The sequence below is a fragment of the Paraburkholderia sp. GAS199 genome (assembly GCF_050436585.1).
Taxonomy (GTDB): Bacteria; Pseudomonadota; Gammaproteobacteria; order Burkholderiales; family Burkholderiaceae; genus Paraburkholderia.
The window spans coordinates 464814-491607 of record NZ_JBNDMM010000001.1 but is presented as its reverse complement, the minus strand read 5'-3'; the positions used below and the strand labels follow the sequence as shown (position 1 = coordinate 491607).

Annotated in this window: 17 protein-coding genes and 2 pseudogenes; 13 read left to right on the top strand and 6 right to left on the bottom strand. The window is 56.2% G+C overall.

All coding sequences use genetic code 11. The features are described from left to right. Window positions 1-427 precede the first annotated feature (427 nt). The 3 genes and pseudogenes from P3T18_RS02060 (at window position 428) to P3T18_RS02050 (ending at window position 1744) form a co-directional block, all read left to right on the top strand. Window positions 428-943, top strand: a complete 516-nt coding sequence (locus P3T18_RS02060) for a hypothetical protein (RefSeq protein ID WP_429298242.1) — start codon at window positions 428-430, stop codon at window positions 941-943. Window positions 944-1133: 190 nt separating this feature from the next. After that, window positions 1134-1409, top strand: a pseudogene (locus tag P3T18_RS02055) (hypothetical protein); the annotation flags it as partial. 149 nt (window positions 1410-1558) lie between these two features. Continuing rightward, window positions 1559-1744 (top strand): hypothetical protein, encoded by a 186-nt coding sequence (locus tag P3T18_RS02050; RefSeq protein WP_429298241.1) that lies wholly within the window; start codon window positions 1559-1561, stop codon window positions 1742-1744. Window positions 1745-1865: 121 nt separating this feature from the next. On the opposite strand, the gene P3T18_RS02045 is transcribed toward P3T18_RS02050, so the two are convergent. After that, window positions 1866-2771: a LysR substrate-binding domain-containing protein gene (locus tag P3T18_RS02045; RefSeq protein ID WP_429298240.1), complete on the bottom strand. Its 906-nt coding sequence runs from the start codon at window positions 2769-2771 to the stop codon at window positions 1866-1868. Between the two features lie 255 nt (window positions 2772-3026). Further along, complete coding sequence (locus tag P3T18_RS02040; RefSeq protein ID WP_429298239.1) at window positions 3027-3938, bottom strand: LysR substrate-binding domain-containing protein; 912 nt, start codon at window positions 3936-3938, stop codon at window positions 3027-3029. Between the two features lie 482 nt (window positions 3939-4420). On the opposite strand from P3T18_RS02040, the gene P3T18_RS02035 reads away from it, so the two are divergent. Continuing rightward, complete coding sequence (locus P3T18_RS02035; RefSeq protein ID WP_429298238.1) at window positions 4421-5905, top strand: NAD-dependent succinate-semialdehyde dehydrogenase; 1485 nt, start codon at window positions 4421-4423, stop codon at window positions 5903-5905. 351 nt (window positions 5906-6256) lie between these two features. Here the strand turns inward: P3T18_RS02035 and P3T18_RS02030 are convergent, their stop codons facing one another. Further along, a complete protein-coding gene (locus P3T18_RS02030; RefSeq protein ID WP_429298237.1) occupies window positions 6257-6694 on the bottom strand; it encodes a DUF3331 domain-containing protein in 438 nt (145 codons plus the stop codon). Between the two features lie 1015 nt (window positions 6695-7709). Here P3T18_RS02030 and P3T18_RS02025 point away from each other — a divergent pair. From P3T18_RS02025 to P3T18_RS01985, 9 genes and pseudogenes are all read left to right on the top strand, one after another. After that, complete coding sequence (locus tag P3T18_RS02025; RefSeq protein ID WP_429298236.1) at window positions 7710-10340, top strand: PAS domain-containing protein; 2631 nt, start codon at window positions 7710-7712, stop codon at window positions 10338-10340. Window positions 10341-10478: 138 nt separating this feature from the next. Continuing rightward, window positions 10479-10850: a response regulator gene (locus P3T18_RS02020; RefSeq protein ID WP_429298235.1), complete on the top strand. Its 372-nt coding sequence runs from the start codon at window positions 10479-10481 to the stop codon at window positions 10848-10850. Window positions 10851-10883: 33 nt separating this feature from the next. Then, window positions 10884-11540, top strand: coding sequence for a response regulator transcription factor (locus P3T18_RS02015; RefSeq protein ID WP_429298234.1), 657 nt, complete (start codon window positions 10884-10886; stop codon window positions 11538-11540). 307 nt (window positions 11541-11847) lie between these two features. Next, window positions 11848-13050, top strand: coding sequence for an MFS transporter (locus P3T18_RS02010; protein WP_429298233.1), 1203 nt, complete (start codon window positions 11848-11850; stop codon window positions 13048-13050). Between the two features lie 64 nt (window positions 13051-13114). Further along, window positions 13115-14626 carry an MFS transporter gene (locus P3T18_RS02005; protein ID WP_429298232.1) on the top strand — a complete coding sequence of 504 codons (1512 nt, stop codon included), beginning with the start codon at window positions 13115-13117 and terminating at the stop codon, window positions 14624-14626. 354 nt (window positions 14627-14980) lie between these two features. Then, on the top strand, window positions 14981-16318 hold the full coding sequence (locus tag P3T18_RS02000; RefSeq protein WP_429298231.1) for an LLM class flavin-dependent oxidoreductase: 1338 nt from the start codon (window positions 14981-14983) through the stop codon (window positions 16316-16318). 103 nt (window positions 16319-16421) lie between these two features. Beyond that, window positions 16422-18062, top strand: coding sequence for an ABC transporter substrate-binding protein (locus tag P3T18_RS01995; protein WP_429298230.1), 1641 nt, complete (start codon window positions 16422-16424; stop codon window positions 18060-18062). Window positions 18063-18235: 173 nt separating this feature from the next. Continuing rightward, entirely contained in the window at window positions 18236-20086 is a 1851-nt protein-coding gene (locus P3T18_RS01990; RefSeq protein ID WP_429298229.1) for an FAD-dependent oxidoreductase, read from the top strand. An 18-nt stretch (window positions 20087-20104) separates the two neighbouring features. Next, window positions 20105-20410 (top strand): annotated as a pseudogene (locus P3T18_RS01985) (ArsR/SmtB family transcription factor). A 167-nt stretch (window positions 20411-20577) separates the two neighbouring features. Here the strand turns inward: P3T18_RS01985 and P3T18_RS01980 are convergent. From P3T18_RS01980 to P3T18_RS01970, 3 genes are read right to left on the bottom strand one after another with little or no spacing between them, the layout of a single operon-like run. Then, window positions 20578-22053: an efflux transporter outer membrane subunit gene (locus P3T18_RS01980; RefSeq protein ID WP_429298228.1), complete on the bottom strand. Its 1476-nt coding sequence runs from the start codon at window positions 22051-22053 to the stop codon at window positions 20578-20580. After that, window positions 22050-25244, bottom strand: a complete 3195-nt coding sequence (locus P3T18_RS01975; RefSeq protein WP_429298227.1) for an efflux RND transporter permease subunit — start codon at window positions 25242-25244, stop codon at window positions 22050-22052. Before P3T18_RS01975 ends, P3T18_RS01980 begins: the two co-directional genes overlap by 4 nt. Further along, the gene (locus P3T18_RS01970) at window positions 25241-26491 is read right to left on the bottom strand and encodes an efflux RND transporter periplasmic adaptor subunit (protein ID WP_429298226.1); all 1251 of its coding nucleotides are present in this window, start codon (window positions 26489-26491) and stop codon (window positions 25241-25243) included. The genes P3T18_RS01975 and P3T18_RS01970 overlap by 4 nt, the downstream gene beginning before the upstream one ends. Window positions 26492-26794 lie beyond the last annotated feature (303 nt).

Sequence of the window (26794 nt, the reverse complement as noted above, 5' to 3'; positions counted from 1 at the left end):
AGCGCGCATCCGTGTCTGGATGTCGGGCCTAATACAAGTAAGTTACTCGATGGGCAAATTGGCGTAAAGGTCAACTCGGCGTCATTTTTTACCATCGAAGCAGAGCAAAAATTCGGGCTCGACGTTGGGACAGGTGATCGAACAATGCATCTGTGTTGGCCTGTATGCGAACGCATGGCGACCTTCCGAGTTCTACGGCTAAAAGCGACGTGTCTGCCTACAGCTGGTTTCTCGTGCGTCGCGCATAGAGGGGAGGCCAGTTCAACCGGTCGGGGCTGTATCCCAGGAAAACCCTGTGTGCTTCCATCCACAATGCGTTGGGAGCGCGTGACGGTGAGAGAATGCGGCGACGGCCTTTGAGTCGTCGCTCCGCGTCAGCCGGGTTAGATGAAGCAGGCGGCGCGGTTTCGCGATTTAGCAGCTTGCAATGACCGACTATGCCTCCCGACTTGGCGATGATCCGGACATGAAAATAGCCCTGCATCAACGTACGGGAGCACTCGAGCGCTTCTGCGGTTGGAGGTGTGGACCCATGCCATGCAAGAAGGGCTCCAAAGAATTCGACGCGGGAGCTCGCCTGAAGCGGATCCAGCACACAACCTGCAGCGAACGTCTCATCCTCGAGCATGATTGCCCAAAAATCGCCCATTCGCAGATTGCAGTTCGAATAGGGGATGAATGGAATGCGCCGTTTTTCGAGCATCAACCCTTTCCTTTCGTTGGCGCTGCGATCTTACAAATTGCGAGTGGTATTCGGCTGGAGCGCGGCCCCTGCCGTTACTGCCTTGCCCGGGACCTCTTGTATGCTCTTGCTGGATTATATGAAGAATCTTCGAAACGCGCAGAAGACGTCCCGAGCCGGCAGGAAGGCCGCTCGCGGTTCGACAGGGCGAAGAAGGAAATTGGAGTGCAGAACGAAGGAGACGATTGGAACTTGCATTAAGCCGCAAGCAGGCTTGAAAGAATCCTGCTATCTTGTGGCTGACGGGTAAACTCCAGATCGTTCCACTTTACTGTGAGAACGGAACACCGTCGTCTTTGTCACCCGGTGTCCGGTCTTCAAACTGGACACTGGGTTTTTTTCGTGGAAATGAAAACGGTCTTTCAACCGCAATCCTGTGGATAGAAACGCAGTGCCGCCGACGATGCGACTGGCGACGGAAGCGTTCGGCGATCGCGACGCCCCGGTTGTTTTCGGGTGGGTGGTCGCAGCGCATCAGCTTGGTGCGGCGTGCGCCGCATGGATGGCTGGGTTTGTGCGTGACACTTACGGAAGCTACTTGACTGCGTTTGTTCTTGCGGGTGCTACGGGCATCGTTGCTGCATTTCTAGCCCTATTCATCAATCCAAAGCGGCAGACCGCTCTGCGCAAAGCACGCTCGACGAATTCCATATCGTCGTCGTTCTGATCAAGAAAAATGTCCGTATCGTCTCTGAGAAACTCAGGTCACTCGTAGTGGTCGTATGAAGATTTTTCAGAAATACGCCAGAATACGGTTCATGCCCGCGATGGCTGCGAAATGAACTTCCGCTCGAAATCGCATTGGAGATAGTCAACATGAAGATTTGGAACATACGTGAAAGCAGTCCACATGGCGCGTTGCTGGACGTCGTGACATCTTCCGACGACATGACGGCAAAAGAAATTTGCGCCGCGTGGGCGGAATCTTCGCAGGCCAAATACATCGCGCATTTGCACGCGGTTGCGGTAGAGGCGCCACATTACGGAAGCGGCGACGATTAGCCCGAGTAGTTGTTGCGACCTTCTGCGAGATGCAGATCGTTGTACGGAAGACAGTGCAATTTTCACAACCTCAATCGTCCGCTGAACCTTGCGGGGGGAATAAAGCAGTGCGGAGATCAGCTTATGCGCGCAGCCCCGTCTGCTGGCCAAAATGACGTGCGGCGTGGTCGACGAAAGCCCTGATTTTCGAGCTTAAATGTTTGCGGCTGGCATAGCCGACTTTGATCTCGACCTTGTCCAAATCAAAGTCTCCCGCGATTTCAACTAGTCGATTCTGTGCAATATCGTGCTGGACGAGGTAGTCCGGCAAGATGGCGAGCCCAAGATGGCGCAAGGCGAGTTGACGCAGCATCTCGAGGTTATTGGAAACGACAATATCCTTGGGCTTCGTGTGGAAGATATCTGCCGCACCCGCAAGGTAGCGCGCTACACCTGTGCTTCCCTGTGAGGTCACCAGACATTGATGCTCGCTTAACCCGCTCCGATCAAGCGGCGCACCGTGTTCGGCGACATACTCCGGCGTCGCGCACACGACCAGGCGGCCCGACAACAGCGTTCTGGCGATCAACGTCTCGCTATGGATTTCGTGTCCGACGAAAATGCCGACGTCAAAACCATCTTGCACCAGATCAACCCCACGGTCGTCCAGGGTGATGTCGGTGCTTACTCTAGGAAATTGTTTGCAATAAGACTCAATGACGGGACCTAGCGCGCAAGATCCAAACGCCACGGGCGCAACAATACGAAGTGCCCCGGCTGGCTCCAGATTTGCCGAGTCAAAAATATTGTCGAGCGAGTCGACGGAATCGACGATATGTCGAATACGCTCGAGGTAGATCGCCCCCGAGTCGGTTAATGTCACTTTCCGGGTGTCTCGATGAAACAGACGAGTGGCCAGCCTTTCTTCGAGAAAGGTCACATGACGTGTTGCGACTGATGTTGAAATGCGCATCGCTCGCGCCGCGCTTGCAAAGCTTCCAATGTCTGCTACGAGAATGAACAGTCTGATCGCGTTCAGGTGATCCATGTGAGAGCCTCTACCATCATCTGACTCGCCCCTGCTTTTTGAAACGTGCCGAGTACTAAACGCGCGAATCGTAGACTCGCTTGCTCATCGTCTTTTTATTGATGGTATTCGATTCTCGAATTTGCTGCATTCGACGTGCTATTTCCGCTTAGGCTAGGAGGTCCGAACAGTAGGAAGCTTCATAAGAGGTTGTTTGCCTGCGCGATTAAGCCCAAGGCGGATAGCAATCATCGCCAGGGTGACGCGTGTCGCGACTCAGTTGGCAGAATCGCCCGCGGCGCGCGAACGCACGCAGTTCCGGAGGATCTGGATAAATTGCTCGACCATGCGCGAGCGAACCGCGAATCTCGGAGTCAGGACACTCACGCTGTAGGTAATCTTTTGCGAAAGAGGTTTGACGACGAGGTCTCCCCAGATATTGTTTGCAACGGAAAACTCATCGACGATCGCCAACCCCAAAGATCGTCTTGCAAGCGCTATCGCGAGCTCCGCTCGGGGAGCATGAATGGTGGGGGTAATGTCGAAGCCGTGCGCCTCGAGCGTTGAGCGAATGAGGCTTCCAAAGTCGATGCTGGAGGAGGCAAAGATCGTCTTGTGAGTGGAAAGCTCCTCGAATGTAATCGTTTCACGCGACGCCAGCGGATGGTTGCGCGCCATCACGCAGACCATCTTGCCGGTACCCAACTCTTCCGCGATAAGATTTGGATTGTTCACCGGAACGACAACAACCGCCAGATCTGTCTTCCTGCTGAGTAATTCGCCCGGCGTGTCGATCGCCAATGTAGTATGAAAATGAATGCGCGCTTTCGGATTCTGTTGACTAAAAATCTCGATAACTTCGGGCAACAGGTCTAACCCAAGGCATGGGCTACAGCTAACCGCTATTTCAGTTGCGGATTGGCTTGCCAGATTTTCGACGAACCGGTCAACCCGCAACGCCGCATCGTAGACCTCCTGGACTTCCTCGAACAGGGCCGCAGCGGCCTCAGTGGGCAGCAGCTTTCCGCCGGTACGTTCGAACAAGGTGATGCCTAAGCTGGTCTCCGTATGGTTCAGAAGACGGCTAACAGCCGGTTGCGAAACGAACAGCATTCGCGCAGCACCGCTGACCGTGCCTGTGAGCATCACAGCCCGAAAGACTTCCATTTGTCGCAGCTTGAACTTCACTGATCTACTCCGTTCATGACCACCTCCAGGCACCGGGCAGATCGATCCGGCGGTCACCTTGATCGATATTTAAAATCAAAAGAATGCGCATGATATGACGACTTCAATCGGTAGGCCGATCTATGCACGGTTTTAAGGTATAGCCCATAACGTTTTAGCATAGGCGCTGACGTATTGGCATAGGCGGCAACGGATTGCCCCTGCTAGTATTTCGTTGTATTCCGGCTGGATAGCCTTCGAACCGCGCGTCGATGCTCGTGAGTGATTGCGTGCGAAATTATCCTTCCCTTCTTAAGGCGGCAGATGATTTCATAGTCTGCTTAGTCAGTCCGATGCAATCACACCAACTTCAAATTCCCAGGACGCCAGTAAATTGCGTCGACGAAGGGGAACCTCTGCCTGGCTGTCAGGCTGTTCAACAACACACGAGCCAATTTTGGCAGCGCAACGGAATCAAACGTCAGTTGAAAGTGGCGGATAAGATGGACCACGCATCGCACGATAGTGGCGACGACATCGTTCTGGACGCTGAGGTAGCCGTCCATGACCGTCTTTTCATTAATGGAGCCTGGGTACCGGCAACGGGCGAGCAGCAAACCGACCTGCACGACCCTAGAAGTGGAATGCTGAGCGGGAAGACCATCCACGCTAGTCCAGCAGATCTGGCGGCGACCGCACAATCAAGTCTGGCTGGCTTTATGGCATGGCGGAAGCGTTCGGCTTATAACCGGTCCAAGCTCATTCGCGCGGCGGCTGACTTGCTGCGCGAGCGCGCTCCGGAAATGGCGGCGTTGATCACGCGCGAGCAGGGCAAGCCGATAAGAGAAGCCGGCGTTGAAATCGAGGCTGCCGCGGATCTTCTCGACTGGTATGCGGAAGAGGGGAGGCGCGCATACGGCAGAATAATTCCGCCACGTGGCCCTGGGTTTAGTCAGGTGATTGTGCGCGAGCCTGTTGGTCCCGTGGTCGCGATCACGCCAACTACATTCCCGATTTCACAGGCGATCCGGAAGATCGGACCCGCGTTGGCTGCGGGCTGTTCCGTGATAGTCCGGCCGCCTGAGCAGACCCCGGCGACCAATGCAGCGTTAGCTGAAATATTTGTCGATGCCGGGATCCCGCCGGGCGTGCTGAACCTGGTCTATGGCGATGCCAAAAAAATTGCTGACTGTCTCGTCCCACATCCGGCAGTCCGGATGGTGACGATCGCCGGCTTTTTGAGTGACGCCAAGCATGTCGCGGCGCTTGCCGGCGTTCACATGAAACGTAGCAACGTTGAACTCGTCGGACATACCCCAGCTGTCGTCATGGACGACGCAGATGTTGAGATGGCGGCGAAACTCCTTGCCTTCTCCAAATACAGGAATTGTGGGCAGGCCTGTACGGCTCCTACTCATTTCATGATCCATGCCGGCATCTATGATGAATTCAAAGAAAGGTTCATCGCCGAGACCAGACGCATCCAGGTCGGCGGTGACGATCGTCCGGCTACGAATATGGGACCGCTTGCCAGCGCTGCACGTTTGGATGGAATCCAGGAATTGGTCGATGATGCTATTGAACACGGCGCCAAACTGGAATTCGGTGGGAACCGGATAGGAACTGCAGGCTATTTCTTGCAGCCGACCGTGCTAAGTGAAGTGACGTCAGACATGCGCATCATGAGCGACCAGTTGTTCGGGCCAGTCGCATTGCTGAGTACTTTTGAAACGCTTGACGAAGTGATTGAAAAAAGTAATCGGCTGCCTTACGGACGCGCCATTTATGTATTTACGGGATCGACGGCCGTCGCGTCTCTGCTTTCCTCTTCCCTTCGTGCCGCGATGATTTCAATTAATCACCTTGGCCTTGAGTTACCCGAAACTCCTTTTGAAGGTCTCAACGACAGTGGGTTCGGCTATGAGGGAGGTCCCGATGCCATCGATTCCTATCTGGTAACGAAATTTATCTCTCATGCCACGTTGTAGCGTGGTCGGAAATCACGAAGCATCAGAATGAAAGAAGAGCGATGTTGATGAGCGTGGAGTCGGTAACGCTGGTCTCAAGGAATTTTAAGCGCTATTGAAGCGATGCACGCGTTAGATTGAATGACGTAGGCGTGGTAAGAATCTGAGAGCAAGTCTGCGCGGCAATCCGCTAAAGACTTGAGAAGACGAGATGACGAGGCGCAGTTGTGGAGAGCAACGCGTCTCGTCGCCGGCAATTTCTTGCACATTGAACGCAACTTCGGGTGCGTCAGAACGGGGTGGACGAAATGTAATGTAGGTGCACGTCAGGCGCAGAATTTCGATGGCAATTTAAAGCGGATGTTGTCGTGGCTAATGTGTGTTGTCTTCCGTGTACACGCCGATGGCTGACGCGAGAATCATTCGGTCACGGTTGAATGGCATCGTGGATCCTCTGGCTAATGGTTTGAACACGATGTCACCGGGTCCGATCAACGCGCCAGTGGCGGCACAAAATGCTCGAGTTCGAGACTGTGACATACGCCAGAGTTGCTCGCCGTAGTAGCCGGAGCGTGGATCACTCCAACGCACGGCAACCGTGCTTGGTGTGGGGCGTTCGAGCACGACGGCGGGAAGCGCAGGGTGAGGGTTGCCGTTGCTGCATTGTTCGACGTGCATTTGCATCAGCTTCTTCATCGAACGACTGCTGCGCGGTACCCGGATTTTCGGCTGTTCAGTTGCTATTTGAGGGGGATGAAGAAGGTCCAGCAAGGCTCGCGCAAACAATTGATCTTCACTCGTATGATTCATGGCAGTTCTCTCTTGATTGGCTCGTGAGACCTAAAAATGCGATGTGGGATCAGGTGACGTGCGGATTTGAACCGGCAACGCGAAATATGCCGGGTGCCGACCTTTGAATAGGGCACAGGCGTCGCTTGACCGAGTCTGGATAGATGGTGTCGCCCCTGAGCGCTAGGGCCAGACGCAGGAGAAGCGAACGATTTAGTTGATGCACCTGATATCGCACCCGGCGTGCTTTTCCGCCGTGCTGTACAGCTGGATGGCGAGAACGATGCTCAAGCTGTGTTGTGCTGGGTACTGCTCCAACGGAGCGGCGCTTCGTATTTTCGCCAGCGGAGCCCGAGCAGAGACCGGCGGCTTGCTTCGACGCGAGATGCCACGTCAAGGACGATTGGGGGAAATGTGGCTTGCTCATCAAGCAACTCCTTCGAAGAAAGCGACGCCGGTTGGCGCTGCTGTCAGCCGTTCTACGCAACTTGCGATTGGCAATTGCGACGTCCCTCTTGCGCACTCGGAGATCAGCTAATCCGGCGGCCTACGTGTTAGCGCAAATAGGAGCGTTGGCAGATAGGGCTGGCTACGTCCAGTTCATTAGCCGCGGAATTGGTGTGAGGCAGATTTCACGGAGCGACGTAGGCTCAATCTGTGAGCGAATTACGCCATAGGCAGCCACGCGAAACAATTGGACCAAGGTATCAAGCGTCACTACTTCTTTGAAGACCGTATCCGGCGTATTTGGGCAAATTGTGCTAAAGTATTATGGTGAGCGTACGAAATCCACATCAAAATAGAAATGATTATTTTGATTGAAGCTGGTTGCTGCACGGGAGTTTGCGCTGACAAGTCCTGGCGAACTCGTCGGGCGACGAGGAGGAGTGGCCACGGTTCAGCGCATAGGGCGTAGACCTGGCCGTGAGTGATGGACACCTTGCGGTTGGTCGGTCTGCGTGGCTCCAGAACGTCGCAATACGCAAATCTGGCGGAAAGAGACGGTCATATCGGGAATTTGTGACGCGGACTGGATATGAAGCAACTTGATAATACTCAGGTGAGAAAGCTATCGCTAGACGACCTGCGGTCCGTTCCCGAAAGCGAGTTGCGATTACATGAAGCTTTGCAGCCTCAAGTCTCTCGTTACACGACAACCCATTCCGATACCGTCAGCCCTGTAGCTGCGCTAGATGACATTCTAGGCTTGCTGTTCAAGCCGGCAGCCTCGCAAGATCAGGACACGACTGCTGTTTTCAAAGTGCTTTTTCGCGCGCTAGTCGCCGCTCTGCGCCTCGACTATCTCCATCTGCGCGCGCTGGACGAATCAGGTCAGGCACGTATCGATGTCGTCGAAAGGATAGAAGTTGGCGGAAACTCGAGGGATGCAGCAATACCTGCTTCGGCGGCGCTGGATGAGCCGGTTTCCGAGTCTGGCGCTGGGGCTGCCACGCACGGACCATTTCGGTTTGAATTCAGCGCCGGCCGTTTATCTGGCGTGCTGATTGCAGAAGCATCCCGTGCCGGTTTCCCTAGCCCGGCCGAGCAGCTCGTGCTGAATATAGCGGCGCGAAAGATCGTGAGAGATCTGGGTGAGTTGCCGTATGACAAAAAGCAGATACTGACTCCCGCAATTGAACAGCTTGCAGTCCGCATGGGTGCCAGGCTCGAATTGGCAGAAGACGCGGTCCCTAGACGGCAGAGCGTGCCGTTAGATGCCGTTCGGGAGTCTTACAAAAATAAATTAGTGACTGGCATGCCCGACTGGCGGTTACGCGAGCTATTCGATCTGGTGCCGACCATGGCATGGAGCAGTTTCCCCGACGGTTCATGCGAATTTTTGAATCGGAAACACTACGAGTACACCGGACTTTCCGCGGCCCAGTCTCGCGAATGGGGTTGGCAGGCTGCGATTCACCCGCAGGATATTTCTCGTCGCATGGAAAAATGGCGGGAGTCCCTTGCGTCGGGTCGACCGAGCGAAGTCGAGGTTCGGATTCGACGTCGGGACGGCATGTATCGATGGTTCCTGCTTCGCATCGAACCGTTTCACGATCAGTTTGGAAGCATCGTGCGATGGTATGGCGCGGGAACGGATATCGAAGATCGGAAACGGGCCGAAGAAAAGTGGTCGGCCAGTGAAAAACGCCTCAGCCTTCTCATCAATACTGTGCCGATGCTGATCTGGTCGTGTTTGCCGGACGGGCATGCCGACTTCTTTAACGAGCAGTGGTACAACTACACGGCCTTTTCACCCAGCCAGAGCGATGGCTGGGGTTGGACCGCGGCATTGCATCCCGACGACTATCGCCATGCAACGCAGCACTGGCGAATGGTGACGACGACAGAAGACCAGCACGACAGCGGTTTCGAGGCGAGAATCAAACGCAAAGACGGGGAATATCGATGGTTCTGGCTTCGCGCCAATGCCATGTGGGATGAAGTTGGGATCGTCAAGCGGTGGTACGTCACGAGCATCGATATTCACGACCGCAAACTGGCGGAAGAGGAAGTTCGCCGTAGCGAAGCCGTTCTGGCCGAGGCGCAGCGCCTGACAGGTCTGGGCACATTTTCGTGGCGCGTCGGCGCGACGCACGTCTCTTTGTGCGGGACGTTGTGCAACATTTTCGGATTCGAATGCGGAGCGGCGGTAACCCGTTCGATGATAGAAGAGCGCACCCATCCGGGGGATTCGCCCTTTATTTTCGAAAGGGTGAAACAGGGCGTAGAGAAAGGGGAAAATTTTGAAGAGCAGATGAGGGTCCTAATGCCTGACGGGTCCGTCAAATATCTTCACTATTGCGCCTATGCCACGAAGGCTCCGAGCGGAGAGGTCGAGTATATCGGCACCGCGCAGGACGTGACGGAAAGGTATCTCGCGTCTGAAGCACTGGAGCAGGCCAGAGCAGAGCTTGCGAAGGCCGCACGGGCGAGCAGTCTGGGCGTGCTTACCGCTGCAATTGCCCATGAGGTCAATCAACCGTTGGCGGGAATCGTGATGAACGCCAACACAAGCCTGCGCATGCTTAGCAGCGATCCACCGAATATTGCCGGTGCCGTCGAAACGGCAAGACGAACGATTCGGGACGGAAAGCGCGCTGCAGATGTGATCTCGCGCTTACGAAAGCTTTTCAAGCACAAGGAAATCAACGCGAGTTGGTGGGGGCTCGGCGATGCGACCCGTGAGGTGATCGAACTGGTTCAGGACGAATTGCGCAGGGATCGAATCGCGCTTACCGAGTTATTCGACGATGGCGTACCGCCCGTTAAGGGCGACCGGATTCAAATCCAGCAAGTCATTCTGAACCTCGTTCGAAATGCCATCGACGCCATCGACGCAGCTCAAGGGAAGGCGAGAACGATCGTTGTAAGTATCAGCTACAAGGATAACTTCGTTTGCCTGAGCGTCGAAGATTCCGGAACCGGATTCGACGCTGCCGCGGCGGACAAATTATTCGAAGAGTTTTACACCACCAAGCAGGACGGAATGGGCATTGGACTATCTGTCAGCCGTTGGATAGTCGAAGCCCATGGCGGCAAAGTTTGGGCCGAGCGAAAGCAAGAAAAGGGTGCAATCGTGGGATTTTCCATTCCATGTCAAAGCAACCCAAATACTGAGAGTGTCCGAGGCGCTGTTCGAGCGGGAAAAGCTGATCTCACACTATAGGCTAATAGACAACGCGGCTGGCGAACGCTATTTTCTCGATGTTCCGGAAATGAATCGCTTTGCCAGGCGCTGCGACGCAGCTTTTTGACTTCACCGGGATTTGTTCATATGTCTGGTGCTTCGTGTGAGCAGTGCACGATGGAAACACGGCTACTCGTATCCATCGTCGACGACGATGAGTCGGTGCGTGAATCTTTGCCAGATCTCGTCCGGGAACTGGGTTTCGAGGCGGCCGCGTTCGCATCGGCGGAAGCGTTTCTCGAATCCCAGTGCGCTGTGACGACACGATGCCTGATTCTTGACCTGATCATGCCGGGGATGGGAGGGCTTGAACTGGCGTACGAGTTGAGAGCGAGACACATCAGCGTTCCCATCATATTCATCACCGCGAATCAGAGCGGTGTTGCCCATGCCCAGATGCTCGAGACCGATGCCATAGCCTGTCTCTACAAACCTTTCAGTGACATTGAGCTTTCTGACGCACTGAAGGCTGCCGTACGAAGACACTAGGAGCAAATGATTTTTGGTGATGTGGAGAGAATCATGAACATGGCAAACGCTGATGTGAAAAGCGAAATATCGACGCTTGCCAAGCCTTCCCTCGCGACGGTTTTTATACTTGACGACGACGTCTCCGTTCGGGAGTCTATCGAGTCGCTGCTCGACAACGAAGGATTCGAAGTCAAAAGCTTCGATAGTGCCAGTGCGTTTCTTGCGTACCCCAATACGCCCAAACCTGGGTGTCTGTTATTGGATATCGCACTGCCGGGACTCACCGGGCTCGAGCTGCAGAAGATGCTCGCCTTCGATCGTCCCGCAATGCCGATAATTTTCATTACCGGCAGGGACGATGCGCCGACCATTGTGCAGGCCATGAAGGCAGGCGCCGTTGAGTTCCTCACCAAACCATTCGACGACATTCAATTGCTCGATGCGATTCGTTCTGCCATTGAGCGGAGCGAAAGCCTCGTGCGGCAAGAGTGGCTGAAAATGGCCATCAGAAAGAAATATGGTGAACTCACCCGGCGTGAACGCGAAGTGCTGCTGTTCATACTCAAAGGTTTCCTGAATCGGGAGATCGGCGAAGAGATGGGTATCAGTGAAATCACGGTGAAGGCTCATCGTGGTCAGGTTATGCGCAAAATGAACGCAGCGTCTCTTGCCGAGCTGATACATATGGCGATCGAAATTGGCATATAGCCATTCGAGCCTTGCACGATAACGCGAGAGTCTGCTCGATCCGGCGCACGGGATCGATACCTTCGTCTGATTGTTTTCCCGTTCTAAACATGGCGTAATGCAATCGGTCATCCGGATGATTGATCGTCGTGCCCGGGTGATTCGTCTCCTTACTACGCGAGCGGGTTGCTCCTCCATACCAGCCTTTTTCGCGTGCGGGGCACGGCATGTTTCCGTGCCCATTTTTTTACCGACATTCTTCGGGCAGATGCCGCGAAAGACACTGATAGCCATTGTCGTGGCTCAGTGTCGGATCGAGAGGGATTTCATGTCCACGCCAACCACTCACAATGACGCCCCTGTTGCGATAGAACCATGCTGGTTGGGCGTGGCAGCCATCGCATTCGGTGCCTTTGCGCTCGTGGTCATGGAATTTCTTCCGATCGGCCTCTTGCCAGGCGTGGTTAAAGGCTTTGGCATTTCAGATGGCACGGCGGGTCTGACCGTCAGCGCGACGGCGGCGTTAGGTTTTATCGCGGCACCGGCCACCGCATTAGCTGCGGGCGTCCTGGATCGACGCCTTGTTCTTCTTGCTCTTTCAGCAATCGTCGTCGTGTCCGGCATGATGTCGACGGTCGCCCCCAACTTTTATGTTCTGCTACTCGCTCGCGCGATTCTTGGCATCGGCGTTGGCGGATTCTGGTCCATTTCGATTACGGCTGCAGCGCGCCTCGTGCCTCAGGACAAGGTCGCCAGGGCTTCGTCGCTGGTATTTGCCGGTATCTCGGTCGCGTCGGTCGTAAGCGTGCCTTTGGGGACGTACATTGCCACCCACTATGCGTGGCGTACCGGCTTCGCGATCGCAAGCGCACTTGCAATCATTGTGTTCATTTCGCAAATATTCCTGCTGCCACGGATCGAGGTCAAGCAGCGCGTCATCCTGAGCGATTTCATCGGCTTGCTGAAGTCGAGCAAGGTTATTGCGATTTACTGCACCATCATTTTTGTCGTGTCCGGCCATTTCTGCGGCTATACATTCGTGACCGCCGACCTTCAGAAAGTGGCGAGGTTCGACCTCGACACGATCGGCATCCTGCTCCTTGCGTACGGAGTATTGACGGTCGTCGGGACGTTCGTCGGTGGTGCGATGGCAGGACGCGATCTGCACAAAACGGTCTATGGAAATATAGCGTTGTTCTGCCTTTCGCTCGTCGCGCTATCTGGCCTTCCCGGTTATCGGGGCATTGCGATCGCCAGTTTGTTGCTGTGGGCGCTGTCGTGGGGCATGGCGCCAGTCGGGACACAGCTATGGCTATACGATTCGACACGCCATGCGCCCGAGGCCGCACAGTCCATGAACACGTCGATATTTCAATTGTCGATCACGCTGGGCTCGTTGATCGGCGGATTGGCAGTCGATCACATTGATTTGCACGCTGCGATGTGGGCAGGTGCTGTCATCTTTGTCCTGGCGATTGCTGCCGCCGTAGTTGCTGGGCGGATGGACTCGTTAAAGACGACAGGCCCCTAAGCATCGTGGCGCGAACCACCACAATATCGGTGCAAGTCAGTAGGCTATCAGCGGGGTTCCTCTAGTGAAAATCTATCAGTCTGCTAGCGACTCGGAGGATCGATCGGGTAGTAGCGCGCTCACCGCCGCGATCTTCGCTTCGGGGATGGCGTTTGTCGACGGCACGGTTGTCAACGTCGCAACTGCCGCACTTCAGACGTCGTTTTCGACAACTGCGGGAGGAGTTCAATGGGTTGTCGAAGCATATGCTCTGACGCTGTCAGCCTTTCTGCTGATTGGCGGCATCATGGGAGACCTCTACGGACGCAAGCGGATTTTTATCTGGGGCAACGCCTTGTTCGGTGTGTCATCGCTTTTTTGTGGAGTGGCGAGCACACTGTCAATGCTCGTCATTGCCCGCGCTATTCAAGGGCTTGCCGCCGCATTGCTGATCCCGGGTAGTCTCGCATTGATTACCTCGGCGTACGCCCCGGCAAAGCGTGCTCGCGCTATCGGAATCTGGTCGGGTGTGACCGCGATGATGGGCGCAATAGGGCCTTTTGCAGGCGGTTGGGCCATTGACCACTTTTCCTGGCGCGCAGCCTTCCTGATCAACCTGCCGATGGCTGGCCTGGCTGTGTTTTTTGCGTGGCGACTTCACGAAAGTCGCGAAATGGCGAAACCCCAATCGATCAACTGGATTGGGGCGATAAGTCTCGCCGCTGCATTAGCGATGTTGACCTATTCGCTGATGAGCGCCCAGGAGCACGTGATGGTCGTGCTCCCCGCCGCGCTCGCCAGCGTTGCGCTGTTTTTCGTGTTCAGAAGAACCGAAACACGGGCACGGGCGCCGCTTCTTCCCGCTGCGTTGCTGGCGGCGCCAGTGTTCGTCGCCGTGAACATCATCACGTTCTTTCTGTATGCGGCTCTTTGGGGCACCATGTATTTCTTGCCGATCGATCTCATTGAGATCCATCACTATTCGGCATCAGAGGCAGGAGCCGCACTTGCTCCGATGATTCTCACGTTATTCGTGCTGTCCCCGTGGGCCGGAGGATTGCTCGAGAGGTACGGTGTGCGCAGGACGCTGACAGCAGGATGCAGTATCGTCGCCGTCGGTCTCGCCGGCATCTCCTTGCCTGGTCGCGATGGGACATACTGGTCGACTTTCTTTATACCGCTGCTTGTGCTTGGACTCGGGATGTCGGTCTGCGTTTCTCCTTTGACAACTACCGTCATGAGTTCGGCACCCGCGGATCAACTGGGCGTGGCGTCCGGTATTAATAACGCGGTATCCCGTGTTGCCGCCCTTCTCGCAGTAGCGATGCTCGGTCTAATCCTGTCGATCTCGTTTAGATGCCACCTTGACCTCGCAATGCACCAGCTGCGGCCAAGTGAAGAGGTTCGGATGCAGGTCGATCGGCAGAAGCCGATGCTCGCATCGGTGCAGTACGCCGACGTGGCAATCCAACATGCGGTCACGAACTCATTTGTCGACGCGTTTCGTGCCGTGATTATCTGCGCGGTTGGCCTCGCAATTGTTAGCGCGACATGTGCGTGGCGAATGTTGAAGGAAGAGACTCCTTCCGCGCAATAAAAAACTCTGTCACGACCAGCAGATTCGGCGCTCGGGTAGTCGCCCTCGTTATAGCGCAAACAAAAAGAGGGCACGGCGACCAACCGTGCCCAGCAGACGAAGAAGACCAGGGGGTTATCTGTCCTGTCTGCGCAGATCATCGAGCGCAGACGGGTGTAGCGCCCGATACCTGTTCCGCGACGCACAGAGCAGGCAATTTCATTACGCCACATGGCGTCAGCCGACACAATCAGACGAAGGTATCGTTTGCCGCCTGCACGATCCGTCCGTTACCTCTAAACTAAACGTGGAAGATGGATAACCGCTACGTCAAACGCGACTAGTCGCGTGAGTGCTACAGGCAATGGAGCTGGCATGGATCAGGAACGGATGATTTTGAGTGCTTTTTTCTTCAACCCGCAAGGCGACCATCGAATGTCCTGGCGCCACCCTGCCGCGCCGGGTTTCGAAGTATTTGATCTCCAGTACTACCGCGAACTTGCCGCAATAGCAGAGGCGGCGTGTCTCGACGCCTTGTTCATCGCCGATCATGTAGCAATGTGGGACACATTCGAAAGTAACGTCGCACACTATGCCAATGCGCGGCTTGAACCCATTACCTTGCTGGCCGCTCTCTCCACGGTTACCCGGGATCTTGGCTTGATTAGTACTTTATCGACCTCTTTCAGCGAGCCATACAACGTCGCCCGCATGTTTGCGTCGCTCGACCACCTCAGCAGTGGACGCGTCGCCTGGAATGTCGTGACGTCCGGTATGAATGAAGAAGCCATGAATTTCGGCCGCGATGCAACGTTGGAGCACGCGCACCGTTACGACCGCGCCGCAGAATATCTGAAGGTGGTCAAAGCGCTCTGGGATAGCTGGGAGGATGAAGCGGTGCTAATCGACCGAAAAGCGGGCCTGTTTGCCAATCCGGAAAAAGTGCATCGCATCGAACATGCTGGGCAACACTTTAATGTGCGCGGTCCGCTGAATGTACCGAGACCGCCACAGGGATATCCTGTCATCGTTCAGGCGGGATCGTCTGGCGACGGAAAAAACCTTGCAGCCACGCATGCGGATCTACACTTCTCGATGTGCCGAAGTCTGGAAGAAGGCCTGTCATATCGCCGTGAGATTAACGATCGTCTCGCGCGCTGTGGTCGCTCGCCAGGCAGTTTGAAGATTCTTCCGGGCATACAGCCGGTTCTCGCGGCCTCCCACGCCGAGGCAAAGGAAAAACGCGAACTTCTCGAATCGTTGGTCCCGGAGCGGATGGCAGTCGACCTCGTGTCGAGTTGGTGCCAGATCGACGTTTCTTCTCTTCCCATTGACGGCCCACTTCCAGACTTGCCGGATGAGGATAGTTATGACGGTCAGCGAAGCAACCTCGCAAGGCTCAAAGCTTTCAAGGCACAGAGCATGAGCATTAGGGAAGTGGCAAGACAACTCGTCGGCTCAGGTGCTGCACCCGTCGTCGCGGGAACCGCCGTCGAAATTGCCGACTTCATGGAAGAGTGGTTCAGGTCCGGTTTGTGTGATGGCTTCAACCTGATGTTTCCAGTGCTACCGCAGGATATGTCCGATTTCGCCAATAGCGTGGTTCCCGAATTGCAAAGACGCGGGCTCGCTCAGTCGAGCTACGGGAAAGGCACGCTACGAGACAAGCTCGGTCTTGAACGACCTTCAAACAATTTTTCGACGCCGCACTAATGCTTTCGCCAATAGCGGCGGCATTTAATGAGCGGCCGCTCTGTCATGGCTTGAACTTCTCGGTCATGCATTTTTGGCAATCAACTCTTTATTTCAATCACCGATGAAAGACAGAAGAAATCCGTTCCGTGCGATTCGCGAGAATGGCAATGAAGCTCAGAATCACGTTGTCGACGAATTCCTGGCTGGGCGCCTCTCGCGCCGTGAACTTTTGCGGATCGGCAGCGTATTCGGCTTGTGGACGCTAGGTGGTGCACTGATGACGGCGAACAGCGCGCGCGCCGCTGTGGGGCCTGCAAACACCATTCGCGTAGGCCATCCGATGCCTTCCGGCGCGATTGATCCACTTACGGCGTTCGACGTCGCGAGTCCGGCGCTTCTTAACCAGAGCGGCGAATACCTGCTGAACGCCAGCAGCGAGACATTCACACTGCAACCTGCGCTCGCCGTATCCTGGAGTCCAAACACTGGTGGCACTGTGTGGACATTCAAACTCCGCAAAGGAGTCCGCTTCCAGAATGGCAAGCCGCTAACGGCGAAAGACGTGGCCGCCACGTTCGACCGGCTCACTGATACGGCTTCCGGATCGGCAGCCCGCTCGACGTTCAAGGGCGTGTTGTCAAAGGGCGGTACCCGGGCTCGTGACGACGAAACCGTTGAGTTTCATCTGGACGCGCCGAATGGATCGTTTCCCTGGTACGTGTCGTCGGATACGGTCAACGCAGTGATTCTTCCCGACGATTTCAAGGGGCCGTACGAGCAGTCGTTCATGGGTACTGGTCCGTACAGGCTTGAACGTTTTCAGCCGCGAGTCGGTGCGTCGTTCGTACGTAACGACGACTATTGGGGACCCAAAGCGCGAACTCCGCGAGTGGAATTCAAGTTTTATGGCGACCAGCAAGGGCAACTGCTGGCTATGCAAGGACGTGAAGTGGACGTGCTGACCCGCTTCACGGTTCATGGCGGCGCCGCTTTGCTCAACAATCCCGAGTTCAGAATAGCCGGGGCGCGCTCGAGCACGCATCGGCAAATCCATATGCGCACGGATGAGGGCGTCTTCAAGGACAAACGCGTTCGCCAGGCGCTCGCTTTGAGTCTCGACAGGGACGCCATCGTGCGTGGTTTGCTGATGGGACGGGGCGTAGTGGCTAATGATCATCCGTTCGCGCCAGTTTTCCCGGCGTTTGACTCATCCGTGCCTCAAAGAGCAAAGGACGTTAGTGGTGCGAAAGCGCGCCTCGCAGCGGCGGGCGTACCAAATGGATTTTCCGCAACGTTGACGACGGAGGCATTCCTCGAAATGCCCGACCTCGCGGTCGTCGTTCAGAATGCAGCCAAATCGATCGGGGTGAACCTGTCACTGCATGTCGAGCCCCAGGAGGCGTATTACGGTGCGGGTACGCCAGGAAAATCGGATTGGCTCGATGCGCCCATGGGTATGACCGATTACGGCCATCGTGGGGTTCCAGACCCGTTCCTGCGCGGTCCGTTGACGAGCGGTGGTGCATGGAATGCAGCGCACTTTGCCAATCCGCAATACGATCAGCTGGTGGCGATCTACACGTCGACGCTCGACGTGCAACAACAGAAAAGGGTGGCGGGACAGATAGAGCGCCTGTTGGCCGACGAAACGCCGCTCATCATCACTTATTTCGAAGATTCGCTTATCGTTACCCGCGCAAGTCTTCAGGGTGTACGGTTCTCCGCGATGGCCCAGTTGTACCTGGATCAGGCAAGGTTTTAAGCAGAAGCGAAGAGTTGTGCCCGCTCTGCGGGCAATACTGGCGGAATCTGGCTAATGCTCGTTTGCTAGAAGGTTCATTCGGCGTTACTCTTTTGCATGCGCCGCGTGGCACCGCGCTGCGATGAATTTAAGCCAGTTCTGCAGTTTGTATTTGATTGCTTGAAGAGACGCAAATGAACAAACAAGGTGGGTCAGATGTACCGTTAGCCACATCGACCGATGCTTTACTCGGCTTGGGTGAGACGGCGTCTGTGTCGAAGCGTTATCTTGCTGACGCGTCCAATGTGATTTCGCAGCATAGTGCCGCTGAGATCGAGGCAATTGAAGCCGACGCGGCTTTTTCGCCGCTTAGTAGCCGTCTTCATCAGATGTTTCCGTCATTGTCGCCGCGCGAGATTGAGCGTGCGCGGACATTCGGGTCCGTCTCGAAGTGGAAAGCAGGCGAAGCGCTATTTACGATGGGCTATCCGAGTCCGGGGCTGATAATCATCCTCAGTGGCCTGGTGCGGGTGTCGAGAGGAGATGCTATCGGAAGGGTGCATCGCGTCGTCGACCAGCATGCGGGACACTTTCTCGGTGAAATTGCCCAGCTGTTCGGTCATCCCTGCCTTGGCGACGGTCTCGCGGTCGAAGACACCGAAGGTATCGTGATAGCGTCGGCAGATCTGCGAAGCCTGCTTGTAACTGAAGCCGAGATCGGTGAGAAGATCATGCGGGCATTGATTGTCCGACGTGCCGCACTGATCGAAAATGGAAGTGGGCCAGTACTGGTGGGCGATACTTCCGATGCGCGCATGATTTCGCTGCAGCGCTTGCTGCAACGAAATGCCTATCCGCACACTGTTGTGGATGCCCACGACGACGCGCAGACGGTTAGCCTGCTGGAAAAAATCTCCGCCTCTAAAGCGGAATTCCCCATCGTGGTCTGCCCTGACGGCACGGTTTTGCGTGCGCCGGATGAAAACCGCCTCGCGGCTCAGCTAGGCTGGTTGCCTAAATTCGACTCGGGCAACATCTACGATGTAGTGATAGTCGGTGCCGGTCCTGCCGGGCTTGCCGCGGCCGTCTATGCCGCGTCCGAAGGCTTGTCCGTTGCTATCTTCGATAGCCGCGGGCCGGGTGGGCAGGCAAGCGCCAGTGCTCGAATCGAAAACTACCTCGGTTTTCCAACGGGAATTTCCGGACCGGCACTAACGGGTAGAGCGTTTGTACAGGCCCAGAAGTTCGGCGTTCACATCAGCATTCCGTCGAAAGCCAAAGCTCTGCATTGTGAGCGTACTCCGATTGAAATAGAGCTTGATGACGACAGGTCGATCGCGGCGCACGCCGTGGTGATCGCGTCGGGCGCAACCTACCGTAAACCGGATATCGACGGACTCGATCGCTTCATCGGGCGCGGCGTCTTTTTCGGCACGTCGCCGATCGAAGCCAAATTGTGCCGAGGTCTCGATGTGGCTGTCGTCGGAGGCGGTAATTCGGCCGGCCAGGGCGTTGTCTTCTTGGCGTCCCACGCCAATCACATCCATCTGCTGATTCGCGCGCGCAGTCTCGACGCGAGCATGTCGCGCTATCTTATAGACCGAATCGCGCGCCTACCCAACGTGACCTTGCATGTAGAGACGGAGGTAACGTCACTGACTGGCGACGAATCCGGCTTGAAGAAGATCGAGTGCAAGACGAACACGGGCAATATTTCGTTCGATACCAAGCATCTGTTTCTCTTCACGGGCGCCGTGCCGAACACCGGGTGGCTGGAGGGCTGTAGCGTGGCAACCGACGATAAGGGATTCGTATTGACGGGTTCGCGCGCACACAGACGCCCGGATGACGTCGATCACACGTTGGAGACAAGCGTGCCGGGCGTATTTGCGATAGGCGACGTCAGATCGGGTTCAACCAAACGCGTTGCGGCAGGTGTCGGAGAAGGCGCTGCGGTGGTTTCGCAAATCCACGGCGTGCTGAGTGAGCGTCAACAACTCGCACTGATCAACCCACCGGCCGCTCGTGGCGTGGGCCTTGGATGACAGGACAGACTGCTGTCGATGGAAAAACTGGATGTAGACGCGATTTACCGAGCGTTGGCCAATCCCGTTCGGCGAAATATTCTCAACTGGTTGCGCGAACCAGAGTTATATTTTGCCGACTAGGAGCTGCCTCTCGAATTTGGTGTGAGCGCAACAACGATTGATCGGCGTTGCGGACTCGCTCAATCTACCGTTTCCGCGCACCTGGCAACACTGTCGCGTGCGGGGCTGATTACTTCGCGGAAGGTAAGTCAGTCTGTCTGCTTCAGGCGAAATGAGGCGACGTTACACGCCTTTGTCGATTACATGCACGGACTGCTTTGACTTTCTTGCACGCATTCAGACCCGCTGAAAGCAGCAAAGAGACAATCTGAATCTCCATACGTGTGTGATGAAACGAAACGCGCCGATATGACGAGCATCATATCGGCGCGTTTCTTGTCGGCATAACGGGCGTCCATCCCATGGCTACGGAATGGACGGTCGCTCGATCAATCCTTCTGTGCGACCTGCTGTGGAGAATCCCAGCCGCCTCCTAGTGCGCGGAAGGTCCTGACTGCTGCTCGCGCCGCATCGGCTCGTGTTGCATCCAGGTCGTCACGCGACACGAGAAGCAGTCGATCCGCGTCGAGCACGTCGGTCAGCGTAATCGAGCCGGCACGATAAGCCTTCTCGGATAGATCACGCGCTCTGGTGAGCGCGGCGACTTCCTGTTGAAGCTCTTGCGCACGAAGTTCTGTTTGCGAGAGCGTAATAAAGGCATCTTCGACGTCTTCAGTGGCCTTAAGCGCAGCTTCTTTGTATTGCGCGAGCGCTTCCGCATATCCACCACGCGCCTGTTTAACTTCGGCGTCTACTTTGCCGAAGTCGAAAAGTCGCCACTGCAGAGCCCCCGTGCCAACCGGCTGGAAAGCCTTCGCGCTGAACAGATGGTTCGTGGTCAAGCTGTCGAAACCCAACGCGCCGGACAGCGAAATCTTTGGATAGTAATCCGACAATGCCACGCCAATCTGTTCGTTCGATGCGGCCAGATGACGCTCGGCCGCAATGATGTCAGGCCGACGACGAAGCACATCAATCGGCTGATCACCCGTGCCGATCGCCGGGATATCCGGAATGACAGCGGCGTTGTCATTGAGCTCAGCAGCGTAGGTGCCGGGCTGGGCACCCATCAGCACATCCAGCCGGTTGAGTTGTGCTTCAAGGGCGACGCGCAGCGAAGGCATCAATGCACGAGCCTGACGCAGCAAAGCTTCGGCTTGCGCGACTTCACGTTCATCCGCAGCGCCGGCGGTCTTGCGCGCGCGGACCAGTTCTAGCAGATGCGCATCGGTGTCGATCTGATCCTGAGTGACAGCAACTCGCGCCTGTAGTCCACGAATCTGCAGATAGGCGTCCGCAGCATCCGCCGCAACCGTGACACGCGTGCCGAGTTGATCGGCCTCGGCAGCCTGTTCTTCGTCGCGCGCGGCCGCATGCGCTCGTCTTAGTCCACCGGCGAGATCGATTTCCCAACTAGCGGTTGCACCGACCACATATTCCTTCTGGTCGCGGCTGTAGTTCGGAAAAGCGCTCGCCAGCGCGCCCAGCGGGCTCTGCGTGCTCTGATGCTCCGCCGTATAAGAGGCGCCTGCGTCCACAGTCGGCAGAAGCGCAGCGCCTGCTGCCTGCGCGGCGGCCCGAGCCTGGGCTACGCGTGCAATGGATGCCTGAAGACCAAGATTCTGGTCCAGCGCTCGCTGCACGACCTTTTCCAGCATCGGGTCATTGAAGCCGGTCCACCAGTTGTCCAGTTTCGGCGCGGCGAGCGTAGTCTGTCTGCTGGCGACCGCGTCGGTGTTATGGAACGGCGCCATTTCTGTTTTCGGCGCAACGTAGTCGGGACCGACTGCACATCCGGCGAGGCCGGCGGCGACAACCAGGCCGCCGATGATCGCCTTCGACGTTCTTTCGAGTAGATAGGTCATTGTGCATCTCCGCTGCCAAGCTGCTGTGGCAACTGAACAGTATTCTTGACACCGAGTTTCTTGACGAACGCGTAGAACGCCGGCGTGAAAGCGAGACCGAAGATAGTCACCCCGAGCATGCCGAAGAAAACCGTAGTGCCGAGCGACTGCCGCATTTCCGCACCCGCGCCACTGGCAATTGCGAGTGGTGCGACACCAGCGATGAACGCGAGCGAGGTCATCAAGATGGGGCGCAACCGCACATGCGCTGCATGCACTGCTGCATCTTCCGCATTCACTCCATCCTCGTCCTGCCGTTGCTTGGCGAATTCGACGATGAGAATCGCGTTTTTAGCCGCCAGCCCCACCAGAACCACGAACCCGATTTGCGCAAGAATATCGATCGGCATGCCCCGCATATTCAGCCCGATCGACGCAGCAAGCAGACACATCGGGACGATCAACACAATCGCCAGCGGCGTCTTCCAGCTTTCGTACTGAGCGGCAAGCACGAGGAACACGAACAGTGCCGACGCTGCAAAAATCACCAGCGGAGACATGGTCTGCTCTTTCTGCTGATGGGCAAGATCGGTCCACTCGTACGCAATGCCGTTGGGGAGCACCTGATCCGCAAGCTGTTCCATACGTTCGATTGCTTCGCCCGACGAATGGCCGGGGCCGGCCGCACCCATCACCTCCGCGGCTGGATACATGTTGTAGCGAGGTGTGCGGTACGGTGTCGTGGTGTTCGTGAACGTCGCAACGCTGCTAATCGATACCATATTGCCGGCGGAGTTTCGCACTTTGAGTCGGCCAATGTCCTCGGGTGTGCGCCGGAATGCTTCGTCGCCTTGCACGCGTACCTGGTAGGTGCGACCGAAGAAGTTGAAGTCATTCACGTATTGCGAGCCGAGGTACAGCTCCATCGTGGAAAACACGTCGTTGGGGACCAGACCGATTTTCTCCGCTTTCAAGCGGTCGATGTCGGTATAGACAGACGGTGCGCCTGCGTTGTAGAGCGTGAATACGCCACCGAAGACTTTATCCTTGTTTGCTGCGGCAACCAGTGCATTGGTTGCCTGAGCGAGTGCCTGAGGACCCAACCCGGCGCGGTCTTCGAGCATGAGCTTGAAGCCACCCGCCGAACCGAGACCCTGAACAGGCGGCGGATTGATAACGACTACGACAGCGTCTTTGATGCTCGCAACACGCTTGCGGATTTCCACCAGCATCGTTGCCGCGTTGACACCCGGAACGTGCTTGTCATACAGCGAAGGAAGACCGTAGAAAAGCGTGCCGACGTTCGGCGCAATCGTGCCTGTGGTGACGTCATAGCCGGTAACCGGTGACGTATGAGTCACGCCCTTCATTCCAGGCGTATTGAGCACGATATCGTTGATCTCGCGGATCACCTTGTCGGTACGCTCAAGACTGGAGCCCGGCGGAAGGAATGCAATCACCGCCTGGTAGCCGATGTCCTGGTCCGGAATAAACCCCGTCGGCATTCTGGCCATCTGCAGGCCGGTGGCTGCAATCAGGCCGGCGTAGACGATCAGCATGAGCGTTGTTGCGCGAACGGCGCGACCGGTAACCTTACCGTACCTGTCAGACAGCCATTCGAACGACGCATTGAATCGACCAAAAGTGGCGTGATGGAAGCGGCCCCATGCGGTCGAAGCCTGCTCACCGACATGTTCCATTTCGTGCGGCTTGAGCAGCGCTGCACAAAGAGCAGGGCTGAGTGTCAGCGAAACAAAGCACGAGATGATGGTGGACGCCGCGATTGTGATCGCGAACTGCTTGAAGAACAGACCCGAAATGCCGGACATCAAAGCGGTCGGCCCGAACACAGCACACAGTGTCAGCGCGATTGCGATAATCGCGGTCGACACTTCGTTCATCGTCTGGTGTGCAGCTTCGCGTGGCGACATGCCGAGCGCCATGTTCCGCTCGACGTTTTCCACGACGACAATCGCATCGTCCACCACAATCCCCACGGCTAGCACCAGCCCGAATAGCGATAAGTTGTTAATCGACGCGCCGAACAATGAAAGAATCGTGAACGTGCCCAACAGCGAGACCGGAATCGCGACAACCGGAATGATCGTCGCACGCCAGTTCTGCAGGAACAGATAAACCACGCCAACCACCAGCAGGATCGCGATGATGATGGTCTTGATCACTTCGTGAATCGACTGGGAAACGAACGTGGTCGGGTCGTAGATCCGGATGTAATCGACGCCGGTCGGGAACGTCTTTTTCAACTCCGCCATCTTGTCCCAGATTTCGTTTTCGACTGCCACGACGTTTGCATCGGGCGTTGCGATCACGAACCAGGGAGCGGAAGGGTACTTGTCTGCATAAGCTTTGGAACCGTAGTCCACCGAGCCCAGTTCAACGCGGCCGATGTCGCGAATGCGCGTGACACGACCTTGTGGGTCGGATTTCACAATGACGTCGGCAAACTGCTCGGGCGTGGTGAGTCGGCCCAACGCGTCAACGTTGATCTGGTAGGCGCCGATACCGTTGTTAGAGACAGGTGGCTGGTTAAGCACGCCCGCCGATACGGAGGTGTTCTGCGCACGTAGCGCGGCGAGAATTTCGTTGGCGCTAATGTTGTACGAGGCGGCTTTATCTGAGTCGATCCAGATTCGCATCGCGTATTGCCGCTCGCCGAACAACTGGAAGTCCGACACGCCCGGCAAACGCGCGATCTGATCGCGGATCTTGAGCATGTAGTTAGACAGATATTCCGGGCTGCGGGAACCGTCCGGCGAATAGACGTGAACACCCAGCAAAAGAGCCTGAATCGTCTTCTTCACCTGAACGCCCTGCAACTGCACTTCTTCGGGCAGGCGTGAAAGCGTGTCTTCCACACGGCTACGCGTCAACAGCAGTGCGGTGTTCGGATCTGTACCAACCTTGAAGATCACGGTAATCGCGAGGTGGCCGTCGCTCGTCGATTGGCTCGTGATGTAGTCCATGTTTTCAACGCCATTCACCGACTGCTCGAGAGGCGTTGCAACAGTGCGAGCGATGGTGTCTGCCGACGCACCCGGATAGGACGTCACGATCTGGATCGTAGTTGGAACGATATTGGGGTACTGGGCGATTGGCAGTTTTACCATCGTCACCAGGCCGATCAGCACCGCAAAGATATTGAGCACGGCCGCAAAGCGGGGGTGCTCAATGAAGAAGTGAGTGAGTTTCATGATTTCGCGCCCTCTTCGACCTGCTCGGAAGAGAACTTGATCGTTCCAGCGTGAGGCGCGACTTTCGAACCCGGGCGAACGGTCGGAATTCCGTCGATGATCACCTTGTCGGTCGGCTTTAGCCCTGACCGGATAATGCGCAGACCGCCACGAAGATCGCCGACTTCAACCTGACGCGGCGTAGCAACGTCGTCGTCGCCGACAACATATACCGTATGGCTCGTTTGATCCTGGAGAACAGCGGCATCGGGTACGAGCAGAGCAGGCTGAGGCGCGGACACCGCCAGTCTCACGCGTGAAAAGCCGCCCGGCGTGAGCGCAAAATCAGGATTCGGAACCGTAGCGCGCGCATGAATCGTCCCACTCGATCGATCAAGTGTGTTGTCGATGAAGTTGAGCGTGCCTTGCTTGCTGAACGCGGAATCGCCGGTCGGCGAAATGTTCACCTTGTCGGCTAGCGCTCCCTTCTGATTCGCGCGAACTTGCTGGAACGTGGCGTAGTCGTTCTCGCTCATATCGAAGTCGAGATAGATCGGGTCGAGTGAGACGATCGTCGCGAGCAATGTCGTCGGGCTGCTTGCTGCGCGACTGCCGGAAACCAGATTGCCCGTGGAGACCAGGTGCGTACCCATGCGGCCGGTGAACGGTGCATAAACACGGCAACGGTCGAGGTCAAACTTCGCGTCGTGGACGAGCGCCTTGCCATTGTCGACGGCTGCCTGAGCAGCGCGCTGTTCTGCAACCTTCTGATCGACGTTTTCTACCGTGCCGGCTTCCGAACGTTGAAGTTCCTGAGCGCGTGCTAGTTGGCGCGTTGCCAGTGCCAACCGTGCATTAGCGGATTCGAGTTCGGCATTCGCTTCGCTCAACTTGATCTGATAAGGCTCAGGATCGATTTCGAAAAGCAGATCGCCTTTATGCACGATGTCGCCATCTTTAAAGGCGATTTGCGTGAGCGTGCCACCCACCTGAGCGCGCAACTCGACGCGATTTACCGCGGAGAACTGACCCAGAAAACCAAGCCGCCCTTCGATGTCGCGTTGCAACGGCGCGCTAACGGCAACAGGCGGCGGCGGTGGAGCAGCGACAGGCGCAGAGGTTGATTCATGCAGGTGATACGCAGTCGCAGCAACAGCGACGATAACCGCTAAGGCGACGGCTTTGCCGACCCAACGCGTGCCGCGCGGTTTTGCCGAACTCGTTGGAGTGACGGCACTCGCTTCGGCCTGGTTTAGACGATTATTCATGATAATCCTGATTAGATGACTAGGCTGGGTGGGTCAACGAATCGACCTGTTCCGTGTTAGATGATCAACATGCACTATCGATTCGCAAGATAATGGGTATAATCCATATTGTCAAGAGATGAGAGTTGCTGTAGACATCTCGGTGTCGTGTCTAAGCGGAGATCTTCAGCAGTCTGCGAGTTCACCGAATAGCGTTGCGCATCAAGCACTGGCGGGCATTGGCCTTTGCCGTTGAGTTGAACGCGGTGAACCTGGCCAACAAGCAAAGCGTCTGGCGCGGCAGGTATCGAAATTTGGAAAACT

Bases quoted from the DNA above. Each gene is read 5' to 3' on its own strand.
- P3T18_RS02060 (WP_429298242.1), top strand. From the start codon at position 428: ATGACCGACTATGCCTCCCGACTTGGCGATGATCCGGACATGAAAATA.
- P3T18_RS02050 (WP_429298241.1), top strand. From the start codon at position 1,559: ATGAAGATTTGGAACATACGTGAAAGCAGTCCACATGGCGCGTTGCTG.
- P3T18_RS02045 (WP_429298240.1), bottom strand. From the start codon at position 2,771: ATGGATCACCTGAACGCGATCAGACTGTTCATTCTCGTAGCAGACATT.
- P3T18_RS02035 (WP_429298238.1), top strand. From the start codon at position 4,421: ATGGACCACGCATCGCACGATAGTGGCGACGACATCGTTCTGGACGCT.
- P3T18_RS02030 (WP_429298237.1), bottom strand. From the start codon at position 6,694: ATGAATCATACGAGTGAAGATCAATTGTTTGCGCGAGCCTTGCTGGAC.
- P3T18_RS02025 (WP_429298236.1), top strand. From the start codon at position 7,710: ATGAAGCAACTTGATAATACTCAGGTGAGAAAGCTATCGCTAGACGAC.
- P3T18_RS02020 (WP_429298235.1), top strand. From the start codon at position 10,479: ATGGAAACACGGCTACTCGTATCCATCGTCGACGACGATGAGTCGGTG.
- P3T18_RS02015 (WP_429298234.1), top strand. From the start codon at position 10,884: ATGAACATGGCAAACGCTGATGTGAAAAGCGAAATATCGACGCTTGCC.
- P3T18_RS02010 (WP_429298233.1), top strand. From the start codon at position 11,848: ATGTCCACGCCAACCACTCACAATGACGCCCCTGTTGCGATAGAACCA.
- P3T18_RS02000 (WP_429298231.1), top strand. From the start codon at position 14,981: ATGGATCAGGAACGGATGATTTTGAGTGCTTTTTTCTTCAACCCGCAA.
- P3T18_RS01995 (WP_429298230.1), top strand. From the start codon at position 16,422: ATGAAAGACAGAAGAAATCCGTTCCGTGCGATTCGCGAGAATGGCAAT.
- P3T18_RS01990 (WP_429298229.1), top strand. From the start codon at position 18,236: ATGAACAAACAAGGTGGGTCAGATGTACCGTTAGCCACATCGACCGAT.
- P3T18_RS01980 (WP_429298228.1), bottom strand. From the start codon at position 22,053: ATGACCTATCTACTCGAAAGAACGTCGAAGGCGATCATCGGCGGCCTG.
- P3T18_RS01975 (WP_429298227.1), bottom strand. From the start codon at position 25,244: ATGAAACTCACTCACTTCTTCATTGAGCACCCCCGCTTTGCGGCCGTG.
- P3T18_RS01970 (WP_429298226.1), bottom strand. From the start codon at position 26,491: ATGAATAATCGTCTAAACCAGGCCGAAGCGAGTGCCGTCACTCCAACG.